Source organism: Yoonia sp. D2-7, assembly GCF_055809435.1.
Genome location: NZ_CM147912.1, coordinates 2,471,534 through 2,489,332, shown reverse-complemented (window position 1 = coordinate 2,489,332; position 17,799 = coordinate 2,471,534). Strand labels below are relative to the sequence as shown.

The window sequence follows — 17,799 nt, the reverse complement described above, 5'->3', positions numbered from 1 at the left end:
CAACTATGGCTACGCTGACACATCTCATCAAACGTACCGTTACGGCATTTGCAGTGACGTTAACGTTAACGACCCAAAGTTTCGCGCAAGAGACCGCTTTAGACGGGCTTTTTCAAGAGCTAAGCGAGGCGGATGAGGGCAATCATGCGCGGATCGCCGACCGCGTGATCGCGCGATTCGAAAAAAGCGGGTCGGCTGCGATGGATTTGTTGCTGCGCCGTGGTGGCGATGCGTTGGAAGAGGGGGATGATCAGGCCGCGATTGAGCATCTTACAGCCTTGGTCGATCATGCGCCCGATTTTGCCGAAGGATATCATCACCGTGCGACCGCCTATTTTCGTGCGGGGCTGATGGGGCCTGCGCTGGATGATTTGCGTCAGACGCTTGTTTTGAACCCACGTCATTTTCGGGCGATGTTTGGTGTGGGTATCCTGATGGAAGAACTGGGGCGCCGCGACGAAGCGATTGCGGCGTATGAAGCGGTTCTGGAAATTTATCCGTTGGAACCTGACGCGACCGACGCGCTTGCACGCCTTGCCTTAGAAATTGAGGGCCAAGCGATCTGATCGCTGGCCCCGCCGGGGACTATTATCATGCAAAATTCCCGGATTACGGCCGTTCTTGGCCCGACGAACACCGGCAAAACGCATTACGCGATTGAACGAATGTTGTCGCACAGGACGGGTGTGATTGGCCTGCCTTTGCGCCTACTTGCCCGCGAAGTGTACGACCGGATTGTTGCCGTGAAGGGGCCAAGCGTCGTTGCCTTGGTGACGGGCGAAGAACGGATCGTGCCGCCGCGCACGCAATATTGGGTCTGCACGGTTGAGGCGATGCCCGAAGGCATGGGATGTGATTTTCTTGCTATCGACGAAATTCAATTGTGTGGCGATGCGGAACGCGGCCACATCTTTACTGATCGTCTTTTGCACGCGCGGGGTTTGCGCGAGACGCTATTCTTAGGCGCTGAAACGATGCGGTCCGCGATTGCGGCGATGGTTCCGCAGGCGCAGTTTATGTACCGTGAACGGATGTCCCAGCTGACCTACTCAGGTTCGAAAAAGCTAAGTCGGATGCCGGGCAGGGCCGCGATTGTCGGGTTTTCGGTTGAAAATGTATATGCGATTGCCGAACTGCTACGTCGGACAAAGGGTGGCGCTGCCGTGGTCATGGGCGCGCTCAGCCCTCGGACGCGTAACGCCCAAGTTGAGATGTATCAGACCGGAGACGTTGATTATCTGGTCGCGACGGATGCGATTGGGATGGGGCTGAACCTTGATATCAATCACGTTGCGTTCTCGGCGATTTCCAAATTCGACGGGCAGCGGATGCGGTATCTGTTTCCAGAGGAACTCGCGCAGATCGCGGGGCGCGCCGGACGGCATACGGCCAACGGGACGTTTGGTGTGACAGGTGAGGCGCCCGCCTTGGATGACGGCGTCGCGCAGGCGATCATGGATCACCAATTCCAGCCGGTGAAAAAGCTGCAATGGCGCAATAGCGACCTGCAATTCGGGTCGATCAAACGCCTGACACAGACGTTAGAAATGCGCACTGACGACCAATGGCTGACCCGCGTACGCGAAAGCGACGACCTTGCCGCACTTAAGGCGCTGGGCGACGATCCGCTGATTGCGGCACGGGCAAAAGATGGCCCGTCTGTGCGGCTTTTGTGGGACGTTTGCCGCATTCCAGATTTCCGTGGCATCAGTCGCGGGGAACATGCGTCACTTTTAACCCGTATTTACAGCGACTTGCATCAGCTAGGACATGTTGACGAAAGCTGGCTGGCGTTGCAGGTTGCGCGGATTGACCGTCATGATGGTGACATAGACACATTGTCTAAGCGCCTCGCGTTCATCCGAACGTGGACTTATGTTGCCCAACGCAAAGGGTGGGTTCGTGACGAAACACATTGGCGTGAGCTTACGCGCGCTGTAGAAGATCGCTTATCAGACGCACTGCATGGTGCGCTGACCCAAAGATTTGTCGACCGGCGCACCAGCATTTTGCTGCGGCGGTTGAAGCAGAAGGAGAGCCTTGTGGCCGAGGTTAATGAGAACGGTGAAGTAACAGTCGAAGGCGAATTTGTGGGGAAACTGGAAGGATTCCGGTTCCGTATGGATAAAGCTGGCAGCCCCGACGAGGCGAAAACGCTGCGTCAGGCAAGTGTGGCGGCATTGGCCCCGCATTTCCATCTGCGTGCTGATAAATTCTACAACGCCCCCGATACTGAAATTGATTTCACCGAACAGGGCGGCCTGATGTGGGGCGACCAAGCGGTGGGTAAACTGGTGGCAGGGTCCGATATCCTGAAGCCTGGTGTTGCTGTTTTTGTTGACGATGAAGCCGGGTCTGACGTTGCCGCGAAGGTGGAACGCCGCCTGCAGCATTTCATCGACCGCAAGGTTGCCGCCGCGTTTGAACCGCTGCTTGGTTTGAAAAACGACGACACGCTGGAAGGCATCGCCAAAGGTTTTGCATTCCGTCTGGCCGAAGGATTCGGGATTGTCCCACGCGGTGAAGTTGCCGCTGAGGTCAAAGACCTTGACCAAGACGCACGTGGCGCATTGCGCAAACACGGTATACGCTTTGGTCAGTTCACAATCTTTATGCCGTTGCTGCTGAAGCCTGCGCCGACGCGTTTGCGTTTGGTGCTGTGGTCACTGGCCAAAGATCTTGCCGAATTCCCAGAAGCCCCACCTCCGGGGTTGGTGACAGTCCCGTCTGAAAAAGGCGCGGCACCCGGTTACTATGCCATGGCAGGTTATCGCGCGGCAGGCGAACGAGCGATTCGCATTGATATGCTGGAACGCCTTGCAGATATGCTGCGCGACCAAGATAGCCGTGGTGGTTTCGAAGGCACCGCAGATATGCTGTCGATTACTGGCATGACGCTGGATCAATTCGCGGATCTGATGACTGGTCTCGGCTACAAGGCCGACAAGGGTGAGCGGGCCAAGGTGAAAGCCGTGAAGCCGGCGCCAGAAGCACCAGCTGCGACAGACGACGCGTCAGAAGCACCGGCAGTGTCCGAGGAAACGACTGAAGAAGCGCCCGAGATGGAGGTGTTCTATACCTTCACATGGGGCGGTCGTGCGAATGCAAACCGCCAAGGCGGCCGTCCGCAAGGGCGCGGTGATAAACCACGTGGTGACAACAAGCCGCGCGGTAAGGGTAAGCCAAAGGGCAAACCCGGTGGTCGCGACAGCAACAAACCGCAAAGTTTTCAGGCAAAACCGCGTAAAGAAAAGGCGATTGACCCTGACAATCCTTTCGCGGCATTGGCAGCTCTTAAGAACAAGTGACGGACCAAGCCCGCGATACGATCCGGCTTGATAAATGGCTTTGGCAGGCGCGGTTTTTCAAATCGCGCTCGCTTGCGGCGGGGATCATTACGGCGGGCAAAGTCCGCGTGGATGGCACCCCCGTCAGCAAACCCGCGCGATCGGTGGGACCTGGTAACACACTGACATTTGTGAAAGAAACCGACACGAAGGTGATCCGCATCGTTGCGTGTGGCACACGGCGCGGACCCGCACCGGAGGCGCAAGCGCTGTACGAAGATCTATCGCCCGAACCGGTGCGGAACATCCATTCCAAAAACCCCAGCTTTGATGGGAAAGGTAGACCGACGAAACGTGATCGCCGGAACTTGATGACGCATCGGGGCGGGAATGGTCCTTTGGACCTTGATTGACCGCACACTCTGTCCTAGGTGGGGCAAGAGATAAACGGATGACCCTGCTATGACCTATATCGTCAACGACAATTGTATCGCCTGCAAGTACACGGACTGTGTGGAAGTATGCCCCGTAGATTGTTTCTACGAAGGCGAAAACATGCTGGTGATCCACCCGGACGAATGCATCGACTGTGGCGTGTGCGAACCGGAATGCCCGGCTGACGCGATCCGCCCGGACACAGAGCCTGACATGGAAAAGTGGGTTGAATTCAACCGCAAGTATTCCGAAATGTGGCCGGTCATCATCACCAAGAAAGACCAGCTTCCGAATGCGGAAGAAATGGACGGCAAAGAAGGCAAGATGGAATTGTTTTCCGAAGCCCCGGGTGAAGGCGGTTAAGCCACATTTACCCCCATTTGACCTTTCCCAACGCCCCGCTTTTATCGGGGCGTTTTTTGTGATACACTCTTCCGCAATGAACGCTACGATTTGACACATTCCGAAGACGCCATGCATCCGACGGTACCTTTTGGTTCCGCCGGTTTTTTGTCGTCGCGTGTCGCAATAACCGCCATGAAAGGACCATCATGAGCAAGAAGAAGTTAGACTTTAGCCCGAACGAATTTGTTGTGTACCCCGCCCACGGTGTCGGCAAAATTATTGCCGTCGAAAAAGAAGAGGTCGCGGGCTTTGACCTTGAGATGTTTGTCATCGTCTTTGAAAAAGACAAGATGAAGTTGCGAGTGCCGACGAACAAAGCCATCGACGTTGGTATGCGGTCGCTTGCGACGCCGGACGTTGTGTCGCATGCAATGAAGACACTGCGTGGTAAGGCGAAGGTCAAGAAAGCCATGTGGTCCCGCCGCGCGCAGGAATATGAGCAAAAGATCAACTCTGGCGATTTGATCGCGATTGCGGAAGTTGTTCGCGATCTGCACCGTCAAGACGACCAGCGCGAGCAAAGCTATTCAGAACGTCAGTTGTATGAAGCGGCATTGGAGCGTTTGACACGCGAGATTGCGGTTGTTGCAGGCAGTGACGAAACGGCTGCGGTCGAAGAAGTGACATCTGTTTTGGTCGGTCGCGCCGCATAATTTTGTGAACATTTGAAATGGAAAAGGGCGACACGCGTGTGTCGCCCTTTTTTTGTTGGGTCGGATTGGGGGCCAGCCCGTCGCCATTGTCGATCAGACGAATGGCGCAAATTGAAAGGCGACCCCCCGAGATATTTAAGGCCAAAGGAAGTTAAAGCGCGCGCCATCCGATATCGGTGCGGTAAAAACCGCCGGGCCAGTCGATGTCTTTGGTCATTTTGTAGGCCATTGCGTGAGCGTCTTTGAGCGTATCCGCGCGTGCGGTGACCGCCAAGACACGTCCGCCAGTCGCAGTGATCTGTCCGTCTTTTTCAGTGGTGCCAGCGTGGAAGGTCATATGTCCGCTGTCTTCGGGAAGGGCGTCGAGTCCTTTGATCACGCTGCCTTTTTCATAAGCGCCCGGATAGCCGTTAGCCGCCATGACGATTGTCATCGCGTGGTCGTCCGCCCATGTCGCGTTGATGTCGGCGAGGCGATGTTCGGCGCAGGCCTGTAGCAGGTCAAGAACCTGACCGCCCAAACGCATCATCAGGCACTGGCATTCCGGATCGCCAAAGCGCACGTTGTATTCCACAAGGCGCGGCTGGCCGTCTTTGATCATCAGGCCGACAAACAGAACGCCTTCAAAAGGCGTGCCGCGTTTCGCCATTTCATCCATTGTTGGCTTGATGATCTCGTCGAGCGCCTTTTGCGTCACTGCATCGGTCATGACAGGGGCGGGGGAGTAGGCCCCCATGCCGCCAGTGTTTGGGCCCGTGTCGCCGTCGCCCACGCGTTTGTGGTCTTGCGCCGTGCCAACGGGCAGAATGGATGTGCTGTCGCAGAGTACGAAGAAGGATGCTTCTTCGCCGTCCATGAATTCTTCGATCACGACTTCCGCGCCGTCGTTGCCGTCGAACATGTCAATGATCGCGGCCTCCGCTTCGGGCAGGGTCATCGCAACGGTGACGCCTTTGCCTGCAGCCAAGCCATCAGCTTTGACAACGATGGGCGCGCCTTGGTCGCGCACGTAGGCCAGTGCCGCGTCGCCGTCGGTGAAATGCGCGTAGCCAGCGGTTGGGGCGTTGGCCGCGTCGCAGATTTCTTTGGTAAAGGCCTTGGATGCTTCAAGCTTCGCGGCCTCTTGCGATGGACCGAAGACCAGCAGACCCGCGTCCCGTAGGCGATCTGCGACGCCGACGGCGAGTGGTGCTTCGGGTCCGACGACCACAAAATCCACAGCGTTTTCAGCGGCGAAGGCTGCCACAGCATCGCCGTCCATGATGTCGACGCTGGCGCATTCGCACATCTGCGCAATGCCTGCATTTCCGGGGGCGACGATCAGCCGGTCGCATTTCGGGTTCTGTTGGATTGCCCATGCCAGCGCGTGTTCGCGCCCGCCGCTGCCCAAAATCAAAATATTCATCGCGTGTCCCCGTTGGCCTTTGTTGTCAGGCGTTCTAAAGTCCGCGCGAGCATGCAGCAAGGGCAGATCACATGGACTTATTCGACGACGAAGGCCCCGAAAACGAAGCGGGCAACAATGCCCCGGAATTTTCGGTGTCCGAGATTTCGGGTGCGGTGAAGAAAACCATCGAAGGCGGGTTTTCGCATGTGCGGGTGCGGGGCGAAGTCGGACGTGTGTCGCGGCCGCGGTCTGGGCATCTGTATCTGGATCTGAAGGATGATAAGGCGGTGCTGGCCGGTATCATCTGGAAAGGCCGTGCTGTGGCATTGGCTCAACAACCCGAAGAGGGGATGGAGGTCATTGCAACCGGTAAATTGACCACATTCCCCGGTCAGTCGAAGTATCAAATGGTGATCGAAGACATCGCGCCTGCGGGTGCGGGTGCATTGATGGCCATGTTGGAAAAGCGCAAGGCGGCGTTGGCTGCGGAAGGATTATTCGCACCAGAGCGCAAGAAGGAACTGCCGTATCTGCCAGAGGTCATCGGCGTCGTAACATCCCCGTCCGGCGCGGTTATTCGCGATATTCTCCACCGCTTGCGGGATCGGTTTCCGCGTAAGGTGCTGGTTTGGCCTGTTGCGGTCCAAGGTCAGAAAAGTGCAACCGAGGTGGCGCGCGCTATCGACGGTTTTAATGCCATGACACCGGGTGGGGCGCTGCCCCGACCTGATTTGTTGATCGTCGCCCGTGGTGGCGGATCAATCGAGGATTTGTGGGGGTTCAACGAAGAAGTTGTGGCGCGTGCCGCTGCCGCGTCTGACATTCCGTTGATTTCGGCTGTGGGTCACGAAACGGATACCACTTTGATCGATTTCGTGTCCGATATGCGGGCACCGACGCCAACGGCGGCTGCTGAATTGGCGGTGCCCGTGCGGCTTGATCTGTTGGCTTGGGTGGATCAGCAGGGCGCACGTTTGAGCCGTGCGCTTTCGACCGGCGTCACCCAGCGCCAACAACGGGTGCGCGATCTGGGGCGGGCATTGCCGAAGGTCGAAACCTTGGTCGAAGGGCCACGGCAGCGTTTGGACTACTTGGGCGAACGTCTGCCCGGTGCTTTGAATGCAGCGGCGGCGAAGAAACGAATCGCCTTGTCGAACGCTGGCGGCGCTTTGCGTCCTGCGACGTTGGCGCGTGGAATCGCGGCAGAACGGCGACGCTTGGATGATCTTGGCGGGCGGTTAACGCCTGCATTGCAACGCAAACTGAACGATAAAGCCCAATCTTTCGGGCAGGTCGCACGCGGGCTTCAACCTCGTCTGGTACAAGGTGACGTGACCCGCAAAGGCGAACAATTGACCAACCTCATTGGTCGTCTGTCGGATCGTGCGAGCCGCCAACAGTCTGAAAGACAAGCTAGATTGGACGCGTTGGACCGTCTGCGCGAAACCTTAGGGTATAAAGAAACGTTAAAACGTGGCTACGCCGTTGTACGCGGTGACGGGCAGGTTGTGACGGACACCAAAGCGGCGAAAGCTGCGCGTGATTTGGAGGTCGAATTTGCCGATGGCCGCGTGACGTTGAACAGCAATCCACAAGGGTCGTTGTTCTGACGTGATGTGACAGACCTGCGCCCTTTCCAAACATGGGGGGCTGGGCTATTTGACGGGCAAGCAAAGCGGGAACACTTATGACGTTGAATTTTGAAGAACCGGGTCAGGTCGAAAAAGACTGGTCTGAAGCGATTTCACCCATCGAAGAAATCATCGACGACGCCCGCAATGGCCGGATGTTTGTGCTGGTGGATCATGAAGATCGTGAAAACGAAGGCGATCTGGTGATTCCTGCCCAGATGGCGACGCCGGATGCGGTGAATTTCATGGCGACCCATGGACGTGGTTTGATTTGTTTGACACTGACATCCGAACGTTTGGACGCGCTGGATTTGCCTTTGATGGCAGCACAGAATTCATCCCGTCATGAAACCGCCTTTACCGTCTCGATCGAAGCACGCGAGGGCGTAACGACAGGTATCTCTGCTGCCGATCGCGCCCGTACGGTCGCTGTGGCGATTGATGCTGGCAAAGGTGCCGCTGACATCGCGACACCGGGCCATGTGTTTCCGCTGCGGGCCCGCGATGGTGGCGTGCTGGTGCGTGCTGGCCATACTGAGGCAGCCGTAGATATTTCCCGCCTTGCTGGCCTGAACCCGTCTGGTGTGATTTGCGAGATCATGAAGGACGACGGCGAAATGGCGCGTCTGCCTGATCTGGTGTCTTTCGCGCAATTGCATGGGCTGAAGATCGGGACAATTTCCGATTTGATTGCGTATCGCCGTCGCCACGACAACCTTGTGAAGGTGCAGTCCGAAGAGGTGATTACCTCTGAATTCGGCGGTGATTGGGATATGAAAGTGTATTCCGACCAAGCCCACGGCGATGAACACATCGTGCTGACCAAGGGCGACATTACAGGTGACGCGCCTGTACTGGTGCGGATGCACGCAATGGACCCAATGTTGGACGTGATCGGCACTGGACCGAAAGGCCGCGCCGCTGAATTTGGTCACGCTATGCAAGCTGTCGCCGACGAAGGGCGTGGTGTTGTTGTGCTGTTGCGCGATACGGAAATGAAGTTGGAAGTCGCAGATGATGTGTCGCCGAAAACCTTGCGGCAATACGGGCTTGGGGCGCAAATCCTGAGTTCTTTGAACCTGAACAAAATTGAACTGCTGACCAATTCACCGACGCCAAAGATCGTCGGGCTCGAGGCCTACGGCCTTGAAATCGTTGGGACACGCAAAATTTCGGAGCTTGGATAATGGCTGGACCGTCTCACTACATCATGCCGCTGCCGGAATTCGATAAGCCTTTGAAAGTGCTGATCGTCGCATCGCCTTATTACAAGGATCTGTCCGACCATCAGATCGCGGGCGCGAAGGCCGAAATCGAACAGGCCGGTGGTACGTGGGACATCGTGAACGTCCCCGGTGCTTTGGAGATTCCGACGGCAATCAGTATCGCCGAACGGATGAGCAATTTTGACGGCTATGTTGCCCTTGGCTGCGTGATCCGTGGTGAGACGACGCATTACGATACGGTCTGCAATGACAGTTCGCGGGCGATCCAACTGCTTGGCCTGCAAGGTGTGTGCATCGGTAACGGTATCCTTACCGTTGAGAATTATGAACAAGCGCAGGTGCGTGCCGACCCCGCTGATCAAAACAAAGGTGGCGGTGCGGCCGCTGCGGCCTTGCACCTGATCGCACTCAGCCGTAAGTGGGGCCGTCCTGATAAGGGTATCGGGTTCACCAGCGACATTCTTCTCGCGCAGCAAGGCAAAACGACGGCATGACCATTTCGAACAATCAACGGCGCAAGATGAAATCAGCGGCACGGCTTTATGCAGTGCAGGCGTTGTTTCAGATGGAATCGTCTGGTCAGACCGTTGATCAGGTGATGATCGAATTCAAAGACCATCGCTTTGGCGAGGTGTTTGACGACGTTGAAATGCAAGAGGGCGACGTTGATACATTCCACGCGCTGATGGAATATGCCGTTGATAATCAAGCGGCTATCGACCAAATGACCGACCGCGCCTTGGTTGCAAAATGGCCGATTGGCCGGATCGACCCGACATTGCGTGCTTTGTTCCGTGCCGCAGGCGCTGAACTAAGCCTGAAAGACACGCCGCCCAAGGTCGTAATCGTTGAATTTGTTGGTGTCGCTGAAGCGTTCGCGCCGGATAGCAAAGAATCCAAGTTCGTGAATGCCGTGCTGGACCACATGGCCCGCGAGGCCCAGCCGGACGCGTTCTAGAATCAGCTTGGCAAACAGCCTGTCGATGCGTTTGTCATGTCGATATAAGCTAGACCATCATCACCAAACACGCCTTGCGTCACGTAGTCGTCCACTGCGACCGCAACTGTAGCGCCCGCGATTTCCGACCCTGTCACTGTGATCTGACGGCCGCCGACAATGGTGTCGTCAAGATCGGCTGTGAGGCGGATCATCGCATCCGTTGGCAGCATGCCCACTGAAATATCCAGCGTTTTATCGCCGTCTGTCACAGCACTTGTAATGACGTTTTCGGTCAAAACTTCAACGGGTTGAAAGACCTCAACGCCGGCACCTTGTGCGCTGGTATCGAAAATGAGGCCACCATTGGACCCGTTCAAATCGAGCGTAACGGTCACGTTTGTAATCGCGCAGCCAGCGTTCAGCAGTGTGATGCTGTCTTTTGGTGCGCCATCTTGGAACTGGACTGTCAGGCCCTGCGCTGTGGCGGAGGTCGCAAATAGGGAAAGGGCGATGATCGGCAAACGCATTGGGCTATCCTTTGTTTTCGGCTCTTTGAGCGACTTAGCGCCGCGGCGGCGCTAATCAACATCTGCTGCAGCTCGCATTAACCTTACCCTCATTTTCCTTCGCTAGATCAGTCACAACGCTTTTGAGATGAGGAGAACCCATGCAAAATGCAGTCATGACGTTTCTAATGCTGTTGTGCGCAACGTCCGTCAGTGCCGATGGACCATTGCCCAACTTATCGGATCCACCAGTGCGGCCGATTATTCGCGACACAGGGCAGGGGGCCAGCGTGGTCGGCGGTCCGCCGCTTGTATTACCAACGGGGCAATCCGGACGATTTGGGTTTTGTAACAATGCGCAAAGGTCGGGAACACCGCCAGATGCCTACGGCTACGACGTCAAGATCGCATGCGACGCTGTCTTGATCGGCGGCGGTATCTTGGGGGTCATGTTTATGCTGGGTACGGCATCGTCTACGAATTGACGTGCGAAGGTGGCGAGAACCGCAGCAACCGTAGGGGGTTTATTCCCGAGGACCTGTATATACAGGTGGGCGCCAGATAACTGAACCAGGGCTCAGACAGAGCCAGCTCCCTCGGATTTGCTTAAGGCCACTGGAATGTAACCGCCTGATCACGAGAAGAGCAGAAGCTCGCCACCGCATCAGATAGGGGGCAGGGCGCGTTGCGACAAGGGGCAACCGACATGAGCGGCAAGAAAACAGCCGAACCGACGGCTGTGTTCCATGCGCATTGACGGCGTTAACCAGCCTGATGTGCATCTTCACGCAAACGCGCGAGGTGATCGTCCCAGCCTTTATCAAGGGCCAAGGTCAGGCCAAACGCGTCTTCGCTTTCTGGTAGGCCTTCATGCAGCAGGGCAAGGCGTGTGCCGCCCGGAACCTCCGTTAGGGTCCATGTAACAGTGCTTGTCGCGTCGCCCATTGGCCCGATTGTAAATGTATAGCGCAGCTTATCGAAGGGTTCAGAGATAAGCACGTCGCCCCACATCAACCGATCCCCGCTTTTGACACCAAACATTTCATAGTCACCCGCGGCCAAGGGCTTTGCGGGTTTATGGAACCAAATCGCCAGTTTTTCAGGATCGGTCAGGTATTCCCAAACTTTTTCTTTGTCGGCCTTGAGATAGATGGTCTTTTGTAAGGTTGTCATGGTGTGTCCTTTTCAATGGCAGTCTTCAAACTATCGAGACGGTCGTCCCAGAAGGCGTCAAAGTCGCTGATCCAGTCGCGGATCGGTCCCAGACCACTGGGTTCAAACGTATTGTAACGCTCGCGGCCTTCTGGTCGGGTCGAAATCAGACCGGCCTCTGCGAGGATGGTCAGATGTTTTTTGACGGCAGCACGCGTCATGTCGAAATTTTCAGATAGCTGTGCGATCGTCATGTCGCCGCCACGTAAATGCATCACGATGGCACGACGTGTCGGGTCAGCGAGGGCGCGAAAAGCGAGTTGTGACATTGGTGTTATCCGATACCTTTTGGTATCACAATGCATATGATACCAAAAGGTATCTCGTCAAGCGCCGATTTGAAAACGCAAAAGGCGGCAGCTTTGCAGCTACCGCCTATTCGGGCCGGATCAATCGTCCAAAGATCCTGCCTTTTGTCGCGATGGATTAGTTGAAGTTGTAGACGACAGAAACACCGAACGTGTTCTTCGCGTCGCCAAATTCTTCGTCTGTTGCATCGTCAAACGCTGTTGCGAGGCTTGTGCGCAGAACCATTTGATCTGTGATCGCAACGTTCAATGCCAATTCGTTGGACAGTGTTGTTGAGAACTCAGAATAGATCACATCTGTGTCGTTTGTGACGTAGCTTGTGTCAGTCAAGCTGCGGAAATAGTTGGAAGAAACGGCAGCAGCTGCTTCTTCAACGCGCTCTTCGCCAACGACATCTGCGATCCGGTAACCTGGACCCGCTTGAACTGACCACTGAGAGATGTTGTCGTTCAGGATGCGGTAACCAACACCGGCACCAACGAAGATGTCCTGTGATGTTTCACCCGTCGTGTCTGCCAAACGGTCAAACGCAAGGTCGGCTTTTGCGAAGCCAAAGAATGCGTCGCCAAAGTTGCGGCGGTAATCAATACCTGCCAGCAATTGGTTTTCTGTTTCTGTGCCGTTGTCTTCGCCGTAGACAAAGCTTGCTGTTGCGTCGATGCCGTTTACGCCGTCGAATGTACCGTAACGCAAGCCAATACCCAGATCGGATGACGTGTCGCCATCTTCGGATGTGGATGTGCCGCGCAGGGACAAGGACCCGTATGCGCCGACTTCACGGCCTTCGGTCCCGAATGTAAATGTGTCGCGTTCTGCGTCGTCATTGATCTGTTCTTGCAGGTCTTCTACGGCGTCTGATGTACGGTCTTGGTTATTGAACGCAGATGTCTGTGCGAAACCGGCGTTTGCAGTCAAAGCAGCGGCAGCGGCTAAGATAAAAATATTCGTTTTCATGGGGTTATCCTTTCCCAATAGAATGAACCGTCCTGTCTTAGGTACGGGTGCATTTCTGCTATGGGTGGCATATTGCAATACCAAACATTAGGGAAATTCAAAATAATTGTGGTTAAGCCAACTTTTGCTCATCTATGAGCGGATGTCGTCCACGTCGTTTTTTTCCCCTAGAATCTCTGCTGTTTCATCACCGTTAAGTACAGCAAGCTGACTAAGAACAGCGTCACCGTCAGCTTCGGCATGCGACGAAACCAAGTTCAACTTGGAAAGCGCCATGTCGCGGACGTCTTTATCCATGTCTGTACGCCAGACCGCCCAGACAGGGTAGGGGAAGCGAGGGGCATCGGCGACAAGATGCAAATCGCCGCTGTCGAGATACTTTTTGACGTAGCGCGCCGGTAGATAAGCTGCGGCTTGGCGGTTGATGACATATTCCGCAACCATCGCCCCAAGCGAAAACGTAAGCCCTGGATTCGTAAGATCAGGCAGTGCGATGGCATGGGCTCCGATAAATTCCGGGCCCCAATCGACGAACACATAACGCCCGGCTAGTCCGTCACATGTCGCGCCCTTCCACGACGCGACGAGCACGAGTTCTTCTTCCAGCACCATATCGGCGGATAATCCGGGTCTAAGTTGCGGGGTATAGAGCAGGCCGATCTGCGTGATCCCTTCGATCAGGAACCGCGTCAGTCGATCTGGCATCCCGAGTTCAGCCCTGATGTTGAGGTCCGGCATCGCCGATTGCATTTGATCGATCCACCGAAACCCCAACCGCGGCCAGAGCGAATACTGTGCCCCGATGGATATGCTGCGCGTGAATCCTTCGGGTATTGCGACTTGCTGGCGTGCTTCTTCCCAGACCCGTATCATCGACAAGGCGTACCGTTCAAATTCACGCCCCGCGGGCGTTAGTTCTGCACCAGCTTTGGATCGCGTGAACAGCGGTTTGCCAAGCGAATCTTCAAGACGTTGAACACGCAAAGACACGGCGGATTGGGTGACAAATAGTCGGTCCGACGCCGACACGAACGAACCAGTTGCGGCAACTTCGAGAAAGGTTTTGAGCAGCGTAATATCCATGATCGCGACCATGAGTGTTCTTCATGATTGGCGCAAATGATATTTGAAACTGGCATGTGAATTCGTCAAAACGGGCGTTCGTCAACTCAGCCTTGATTTTTGTTCACCTATTGTTCATGTTCGGGGCATGTATGATGAAGCATCCCAAACACCGCTGATGCCCGGTCAATTGCTGGCCCGTGGGGTCAGCCGCCATCTGCGAAGCCATGATTTTGTGAGCGTCGAAGAGCTGGTGCCGACCAGCGGTCTGCGTGTTGACGTTATGGCGCTTGGCCCGAAAGGCGAAATTTGGATCATCGAATGCAAATCATCCCGTGCTGATTTTCAATCCGACCACAAATGGGAAGGATATCTGCCGTGGTGTGATCGATTCTTTTGGGCCGTCGATACCGATTTCCCAACAGAGCTGTTGCCAGACGATACTGGACTGATCATCGCAGATGGGTATGACGCCGAAATCATCCGAATGAGCCCGGAAACCAAGCTGGCACCGGCCCGCCGAAAAGTCATGATTCAGAAATTTGCACGACATGCCGCCGTGCGGGCGCAAGCCGCGCGTGATCCGGGGCTTGCGTTACCGGGTGCTATGCGCGGCTAGAGCGTTATTTTTTGCCGATCGCACGCGCAGCCATGGCTGCGGCTTTGATTTCTTCGGCAATATCGTCAGCCTCGGATGGGTCAAAATCCATTGGAATTTCGATACCAGAGCCTTCAATGAACAGGCGCACCATCCCTTGATCGGTTGGGCCGATTTGCAGATTTGCTTCGATATTGCTCTCGTCATTGATACCCATGGGGGTCCCTCCATTTGCGTGTGTGTGACGTAGCCTGCCTTGATGCAATTTGGCAAGACTGGACCCCTTGCAATCGCCGTAGACCCACGTTAAATCCCCCCCAGTGCCGCCTTAGCTCAGTAGGTTAGAGCGCTTGATTGTGGATCAAGAGGTCCCTGGTTCGAGACCAGGAGGTGGTACCATTACCCCATTTTTGGCAATGCGTATGCGCCACGTGTAGACGTGAGGCGAATGTATTAGGCTGCGGAAAAACCAACGATAAGTTGACGTAGGCCCAATGCGGCCCCTGCAAAAATGGCGGCGAAGGTAACAGGCGCACTGAATGACAGGATCGAAAAGGCGGATAGGCCTTGCCCGATGCTGCACCCGATGGCCACGACGGCACCCACACCCATCATCGTTGCGCCAAATATTTGACGGCGCAATTCGCGGGGATCTTCACAGGCTTCCCACCGGAAATGGCCCTTCATCAGGCTACCGATGAACGCGCCAACCCAGACACCTACGACGGACCCGATACCGAATGACAGGCTTTGGCCCGACGCGGTCATTCCGTAAAGCATCGTTTCACCGATCGGCACGGAAAAGGTATGCGAAACAATTGCCAGATCATCAAAGCCGGTCCGGTTGATAAAGCTCATGCCGGCCCAAGCGGACACGACTGCAAGCGCGATAATGATGCTCCAGAAGATGTTCATACGATCCGCACGAAAGGCCCGATTTGACAGGGCAAAGGCCACGGCTGCCACGCCAATGATGACGCCGATCAGAGGTATCGAAATGCCTGTTGCTGTCCCGATTAAATGGGCAATTCCATTTGGCGCGGCTGCGGTTTCAGGTGCGGGGAAAAGGTACACGCGTATCCATGCCAGTGGTCCCGATAATGTCGCAAACGCAGCAAGCCCCATGACGACAACAATCACAAACGACCTCAGATCACCGCCACCGAGGCGGGCGAGGGCGGTAAAACCACAGTTGCCCGCAAGCGCCATGCCGTAACCGAACAATAGCCCGCCTGCGGTGCTTGCGACGGGGGACCACGTCTGCCCGACGTAAAAAGATGCCGCTGGATCGAAAAGGCCTGCAGCCATCAATCCAAAACTGCCGATAATTGCGAAACCGATTGCAGCAATCCAGATGCGCAGGCGCGAATCGTTGCCGCCGTACAGCACGTCTTCGATGGCCCCAAGCGTACAAAAGCGGCCCAAACGGGCAGCGAGCCCTAGCAAAACACCACCAAACAGGCCGACAACCGCGGCCATATTTGCATCCCCCCATGCGTCGAGCATCGGTTTCCTCCCTGATCATCTAATTGCGCCGCCAGCTCCCATTGGCGGGCACAGTTAGTCTTTGTTGCAAAACAGCTCGTACACCAGTCCGAGGACCCTGCGGGATCGTTCGTCTGATAGGCTATAATAAATCGTCTTGCCTTCGCGGCGCGGCGTCACCAGTCCTTCGAGGCGTAAACGCCCAAGCTGTTGTGACACGGCTGCCTGTCGGGCAGATAGCAACTCTTCCAGTTCTGTGACCGATTTCTCGCCTGTTGCGAGGTGGCACAGAATCATCAACCGGCCTTCGTGGCTGATGGCCTTCAGGTAGTTCGTCGCGGTGGTGGCATTATCCATCATCCGATCCAGTTCTTCTGGATCCATGTCTGGATGAAACACGGGGAGGGTCATATTGGGATCAGTCTGCCTTGCCGATTGCGATTGAAACTTCCTATAGAAATTCCCCATCCGATCAAGCCTTCCGCCGGATCAAGTCGACTAAGGCCGTTCCAACTGTGCCTTTGCTGTTGTTATCCTTCGGGTTCGTCATAGGCGACCCCGTGTTGATCCATGAGTTGCCCCAGCAGTCCCCAAAAGAAATCGTCCCCGGGGTATCCTTCGAGACGCCCGAGTTCTGCACCGTCGTCGAGTAAGATAAATGTCGGTGTGAAATTCACGCGCCGCGCAAGTGCGATGTCGTCTGGCAATGGTTGCGAGATATCAACGCGCCGCATCGGGGCTGCGCGTCCTTCGCCCGTCTTGGGATAGATGTGGCCGACTTCGTCATTCCAGCGCGCACACCAGATACAACCGGGTTCTTCGGCCATCATCAGGACGACGTCGGCGCTGGTGATTTGTGGGCTGCCAATACAGGTTGCCACAATCAAGGCGCGAAAGAGGATAGCCAAACGCTTATACATTCAATAATCTTAATATGAATGACGCCGTTCGACAAGGACACTTAATGCTAGATGTAACATTCTTGGGCGCTGCAATGGCGGGCCTGCTATCGTTCTTTACACCGTGCGTGTTGCCAATGGTGCCGTTTTATCTGTGCTACATGGCTGGTTTGTCGATGAACGAACTGCGCGATGACACTGATATTCCGGCAGGTGCCCAGCGTCGTTTGATCATCTCTGCCATCTTCTTTGCGTTGGGTGTGACGACGATTTTCGTGCTGTTGGGGATGGGGGCAACCGCACTTGGACAGGTGTTTGGGGCTTGGCGCGATGCATTGACCTATGTCGCCGCGGGTTTGCTTTTCGTGTTTGGATTGCACTTTCTCGGCGTCGTCCGCATCCCGTTGCTTTACCGCGAGGCCAAGATCGAAAGTACGGCAGAGCCGACGACCATCATCGGTGCATACCTGATGGGGCTCGCGTTTGGTTTTGGCTGGACCCCTTGCGTTGGTCCGGCATTGGCCGCGATTTTGATGGTCGCAAGCGGTATGGGCGATGTTTGGCGTGGTGGGCTGCTGCTGTTTGTTTACGGTCTCGCGATGACGGCGCCGTTTATCATTGCGGCATTGTTTGCGCGACCGTTTTTGGGCTGGGTGCAGCGTAACCGCAAATACATGGTCCACGTGGAAAAAGTGATGGGCGCGATGTTGATCCTGTTCGCGATCCTGATTGCCACCAATTCGGTCAACTACATTGCCCAATGGATGATCAACGTCTTTCCGGCATTTACGAACTTTGGATAGGGGAACA

General features: G+C 55.7%; 22 protein-coding genes and 1 tRNA gene. 13 read left to right on the top strand and 10 right to left on the bottom strand.

What is annotated here, in order from left to right; genetic code table 11:
* Positions 1-5 precede the first annotated feature (5 nt).
* The 5 genes from AC0L7R_RS12200 to AC0L7R_RS12180 all read left to right on the top strand — a co-directional run bounded on the left by AC0L7R_RS12200 (position 6) and on the right by AC0L7R_RS12180 (position 4,780).
* Positions 6-566: a tetratricopeptide repeat protein gene (locus tag AC0L7R_RS12200; RefSeq protein ID WP_473657156.1), complete on the top strand. Its 561-nt coding sequence runs from the start codon at positions 6-8 to the stop codon at positions 564-566.
* Between the two features lie 27 nt (positions 567-593).
* Positions 594-3,308 carry a helicase-related protein gene (locus AC0L7R_RS12195; protein WP_473657155.1) on the top strand — a complete coding sequence of 905 codons (2,715 nt, stop codon included), beginning with the start codon at positions 594-596 and terminating at the stop codon, positions 3,306-3,308.
* Positions 3,305-3,700, top strand: a complete 396-nt coding sequence (locus tag AC0L7R_RS12190) for an RNA-binding S4 domain-containing protein (protein ID WP_247126472.1) — start codon at positions 3,305-3,307, stop codon at positions 3,698-3,700. Before AC0L7R_RS12195 ends, AC0L7R_RS12190 begins: the two co-directional genes overlap by 4 nt.
* 49 nt (positions 3,701-3,749) lie before the next feature.
* Complete coding sequence (gene fdxA / locus AC0L7R_RS12185; protein ID WP_216036352.1) at positions 3,750-4,085, top strand: ferredoxin FdxA; 336 nt, start codon at positions 3,750-3,752, stop codon at positions 4,083-4,085.
* Between the two features lie 188 nt (positions 4,086-4,273).
* Positions 4,274-4,780, top strand: coding sequence for a CarD family transcriptional regulator (locus tag AC0L7R_RS12180; protein ID WP_247126473.1), 507 nt, complete (start codon positions 4,274-4,276; stop codon positions 4,778-4,780).
* A gap of 151 nt (positions 4,781-4,931) precedes the next feature.
* Here AC0L7R_RS12180 and purD read toward each other — a convergent pair whose 3' ends face one another.
* Entirely contained in the window at positions 4,932-6,185 is a 1,254-nt protein-coding gene (purD, locus tag AC0L7R_RS12175; protein ID WP_473657153.1) for a phosphoribosylamine--glycine ligase, read from the bottom strand.
* A 71-nt stretch (positions 6,186-6,256) separates the two neighbouring features.
* Here purD and xseA point away from each other — a divergent pair, with 71 nt between their 5' ends.
* From xseA to nusB, 4 genes are all read left to right on the top strand, one after another.
* The gene (xseA, locus tag AC0L7R_RS12170) at positions 6,257-7,777 is read left to right on the top strand and encodes an exodeoxyribonuclease VII large subunit (RefSeq protein ID WP_473657152.1); all 1,521 of its coding nucleotides are present in this window, start codon (positions 6,257-6,259) and stop codon (positions 7,775-7,777) included.
* Between the two features lie 77 nt (positions 7,778-7,854).
* Entirely contained in the window at positions 7,855-8,985 is a 1,131-nt protein-coding gene (gene ribB, locus AC0L7R_RS12165) for a 3,4-dihydroxy-2-butanone-4-phosphate synthase (RefSeq protein WP_247126479.1), read from the top strand.
* Positions 8,985-9,518 carry a 6,7-dimethyl-8-ribityllumazine synthase gene (locus tag AC0L7R_RS12160; protein WP_473657151.1) on the top strand — a complete coding sequence of 178 codons (534 nt, stop codon included), beginning with the start codon at positions 8,985-8,987 and terminating at the stop codon, positions 9,516-9,518. The genes ribB and AC0L7R_RS12160 overlap by 1 nt, the downstream gene beginning before the upstream one ends.
* The gene (gene nusB, locus AC0L7R_RS12155) at positions 9,515-9,982 is read left to right on the top strand and encodes a transcription antitermination factor NusB (protein ID WP_247126483.1); all 468 of its coding nucleotides are present in this window, start codon (positions 9,515-9,517) and stop codon (positions 9,980-9,982) included. The genes AC0L7R_RS12160 and nusB overlap by 4 nt, the downstream gene beginning before the upstream one ends.
* A 2-nt stretch (positions 9,983-9,984) precedes the next feature.
* On the opposite strand, the gene AC0L7R_RS12150 is transcribed toward nusB, so the two are convergent.
* Positions 9,985-10,491: an aggregation factor core gene (locus AC0L7R_RS12150; RefSeq protein ID WP_473657150.1), complete on the bottom strand. Its 507-nt coding sequence runs from the start codon at positions 10,489-10,491 to the stop codon at positions 9,985-9,987.
* Between the two features lie 140 nt (positions 10,492-10,631).
* On the opposite strand from AC0L7R_RS12150, the gene AC0L7R_RS12145 reads away from it, so the two are divergent.
* Positions 10,632-10,955 (top strand): hypothetical protein, encoded by a 324-nt coding sequence (locus AC0L7R_RS12145; protein WP_473657149.1) that lies wholly within the window; start codon positions 10,632-10,634, stop codon positions 10,953-10,955.
* 277 nt (positions 10,956-11,232) lie between these two features.
* On the opposite strand, the gene AC0L7R_RS12140 is transcribed toward AC0L7R_RS12145, so the two are convergent.
* The 4 genes from AC0L7R_RS12140 to AC0L7R_RS12125 form a co-directional block, all read right to left on the bottom strand.
* Positions 11,233-11,643: an SRPBCC domain-containing protein gene (locus tag AC0L7R_RS12140; protein ID WP_473657148.1), complete on the bottom strand. Its 411-nt coding sequence runs from the start codon at positions 11,641-11,643 to the stop codon at positions 11,233-11,235.
* On the bottom strand, positions 11,640-11,951 hold the full coding sequence (locus AC0L7R_RS12135; RefSeq protein WP_247126491.1) for an ArsR/SmtB family transcription factor: 312 nt from the start codon (positions 11,949-11,951) through the stop codon (positions 11,640-11,642). The genes AC0L7R_RS12140 and AC0L7R_RS12135 overlap by 4 nt, the downstream gene beginning before the upstream one ends.
* Before the next feature lie 157 nt (positions 11,952-12,108).
* Positions 12,109-12,945, bottom strand: a complete 837-nt coding sequence (locus AC0L7R_RS12130) for a DUF481 domain-containing protein (protein WP_247126493.1) — start codon at positions 12,943-12,945, stop codon at positions 12,109-12,111.
* Between the two features lie 132 nt (positions 12,946-13,077).
* The gene (locus AC0L7R_RS12125; RefSeq protein ID WP_473657146.1) at positions 13,078-14,028 is read right to left on the bottom strand and encodes a LysR family transcriptional regulator; all 951 of its coding nucleotides are present in this window, start codon (positions 14,026-14,028) and stop codon (positions 13,078-13,080) included.
* 127 nt (positions 14,029-14,155) lie between these two features.
* Between AC0L7R_RS12125 and AC0L7R_RS12120 the strand changes: the two genes are divergently transcribed.
* Positions 14,156-14,626: an MmcB family DNA repair protein gene (locus tag AC0L7R_RS12120; protein WP_247126497.1), complete on the top strand. Its 471-nt coding sequence runs from the start codon at positions 14,156-14,158 to the stop codon at positions 14,624-14,626.
* Positions 14,627-14,630: 4 nt separating this feature from the next.
* Here the strand turns inward: AC0L7R_RS12120 and AC0L7R_RS12115 are convergent, their stop codons facing one another.
* Positions 14,631-14,822, bottom strand: coding sequence for a DUF6324 family protein (locus AC0L7R_RS12115; RefSeq protein WP_247126499.1), 192 nt, complete (start codon positions 14,820-14,822; stop codon positions 14,631-14,633).
* A 105-nt stretch (positions 14,823-14,927) separates the two neighbouring features.
* Between AC0L7R_RS12115 and AC0L7R_RS12110 the strand changes: the two genes are divergently transcribed.
* Positions 14,928-15,004, top strand: a tRNA-His gene (locus AC0L7R_RS12110).
* A gap of 54 nt (positions 15,005-15,058) precedes the next feature.
* Here AC0L7R_RS12110 and AC0L7R_RS12105 read toward each other — a convergent pair.
* The 3 genes from AC0L7R_RS12105 to AC0L7R_RS12095 all read right to left on the bottom strand — a co-directional run bounded on the left by AC0L7R_RS12105 (position 15,059) and on the right by AC0L7R_RS12095 (position 17,010).
* Positions 15,059-16,111, bottom strand: a complete 1,053-nt coding sequence (locus tag AC0L7R_RS12105) for a YeeE/YedE thiosulfate transporter family protein (RefSeq protein WP_473657144.1) — start codon at positions 16,109-16,111, stop codon at positions 15,059-15,061.
* A 54-nt stretch (positions 16,112-16,165) separates the two neighbouring features.
* A complete protein-coding gene (locus AC0L7R_RS12100) occupies positions 16,166-16,501 on the bottom strand; it encodes an ArsR/SmtB family transcription factor (RefSeq protein WP_247126503.1) in 336 nt (111 codons plus the stop codon).
* A gap of 119 nt (positions 16,502-16,620) precedes the next feature.
* The gene (locus AC0L7R_RS12095) at positions 16,621-17,010 is read right to left on the bottom strand and encodes a hypothetical protein (RefSeq protein ID WP_473657142.1); all 390 of its coding nucleotides are present in this window, start codon (positions 17,008-17,010) and stop codon (positions 16,621-16,623) included.
* A gap of 44 nt (positions 17,011-17,054) precedes the next feature.
* Between AC0L7R_RS12095 and AC0L7R_RS12090 the strand changes: the two genes are divergently transcribed.
* Positions 17,055-17,792 (top strand): cytochrome c biogenesis CcdA family protein, encoded by a 738-nt coding sequence (locus AC0L7R_RS12090; RefSeq protein ID WP_247126506.1) that lies wholly within the window; start codon positions 17,055-17,057, stop codon positions 17,790-17,792.
* Positions 17,793-17,799: the final 7 nt, after the last annotated feature.

Bases quoted from the DNA above. Each gene is read 5' to 3' on its own strand.
- AC0L7R_RS12150 (WP_473657150.1), bottom strand. From the start codon at position 10,491: ATGCGTTTGCCGATCATCGCCCTTTCCCTATTTGCGACCTCCGCCACA.
- AC0L7R_RS12200 (WP_473657156.1), top strand. From the start codon at position 6: ATGGCTACGCTGACACATCTCATCAAACGTACCGTTACGGCATTTGCA.
- AC0L7R_RS12195 (WP_473657155.1), top strand. From the start codon at position 594: ATGCAAAATTCCCGGATTACGGCCGTTCTTGGCCCGACGAACACCGGC.
- fdxA (WP_216036352.1), top strand. From the start codon at position 3,750: ATGACCTATATCGTCAACGACAATTGTATCGCCTGCAAGTACACGGAC.
- xseA (WP_473657152.1), top strand. From the start codon at position 6,257: ATGGACTTATTCGACGACGAAGGCCCCGAAAACGAAGCGGGCAACAAT.
- AC0L7R_RS12125 (WP_473657146.1), bottom strand. From the start codon at position 14,028: ATGGATATTACGCTGCTCAAAACCTTTCTCGAAGTTGCCGCAACTGGT.
- AC0L7R_RS12140 (WP_473657148.1), bottom strand. From the start codon at position 11,643: ATGACAACCTTACAAAAGACCATCTATCTCAAGGCCGACAAAGAAAAA.
- AC0L7R_RS12115 (WP_247126499.1), bottom strand. From the start codon at position 14,822: ATGGGTATCAATGACGAGAGCAATATCGAAGCAAATCTGCAAATCGGC.
- AC0L7R_RS12105 (WP_473657144.1), bottom strand. From the start codon at position 16,111: ATGCTCGACGCATGGGGGGATGCAAATATGGCCGCGGTTGTCGGCCTG.
- nusB (WP_247126483.1), top strand. From the start codon at position 9,515: ATGACCATTTCGAACAATCAACGGCGCAAGATGAAATCAGCGGCACGG.
- AC0L7R_RS12090 (WP_247126506.1), top strand. From the start codon at position 17,055: ATGCTAGATGTAACATTCTTGGGCGCTGCAATGGCGGGCCTGCTATCG.
- purD (WP_473657153.1), bottom strand. From the start codon at position 6,185: ATGAATATTTTGATTTTGGGCAGCGGCGGGCGCGAACACGCGCTGGCA.
- AC0L7R_RS12135 (WP_247126491.1), bottom strand. From the start codon at position 11,951: ATGTCACAACTCGCTTTTCGCGCCCTCGCTGACCCGACACGTCGTGCC.
- AC0L7R_RS12130 (WP_247126493.1), bottom strand. From the start codon at position 12,945: ATGAAAACGAATATTTTTATCTTAGCCGCTGCCGCTGCTTTGACTGCA.
- AC0L7R_RS12100 (WP_247126503.1), bottom strand. From the start codon at position 16,501: ATGACCCTCCCCGTGTTTCATCCAGACATGGATCCAGAAGAACTGGAT.
- AC0L7R_RS12120 (WP_247126497.1), top strand. From the start codon at position 14,156: ATGTATGATGAAGCATCCCAAACACCGCTGATGCCCGGTCAATTGCTG.
- ribB (WP_247126479.1), top strand. From the start codon at position 7,855: ATGACGTTGAATTTTGAAGAACCGGGTCAGGTCGAAAAAGACTGGTCT.
- AC0L7R_RS12180 (WP_247126473.1), top strand. From the start codon at position 4,274: ATGAGCAAGAAGAAGTTAGACTTTAGCCCGAACGAATTTGTTGTGTAC.
- AC0L7R_RS12095 (WP_473657142.1), bottom strand. From the start codon at position 17,010: ATGTATAAGCGTTTGGCTATCCTCTTTCGCGCCTTGATTGTGGCAACC.
- AC0L7R_RS12145 (WP_473657149.1), top strand. From the start codon at position 10,632: ATGCAAAATGCAGTCATGACGTTTCTAATGCTGTTGTGCGCAACGTCC.
- AC0L7R_RS12160 (WP_473657151.1), top strand. From the start codon at position 8,985: ATGGCTGGACCGTCTCACTACATCATGCCGCTGCCGGAATTCGATAAG.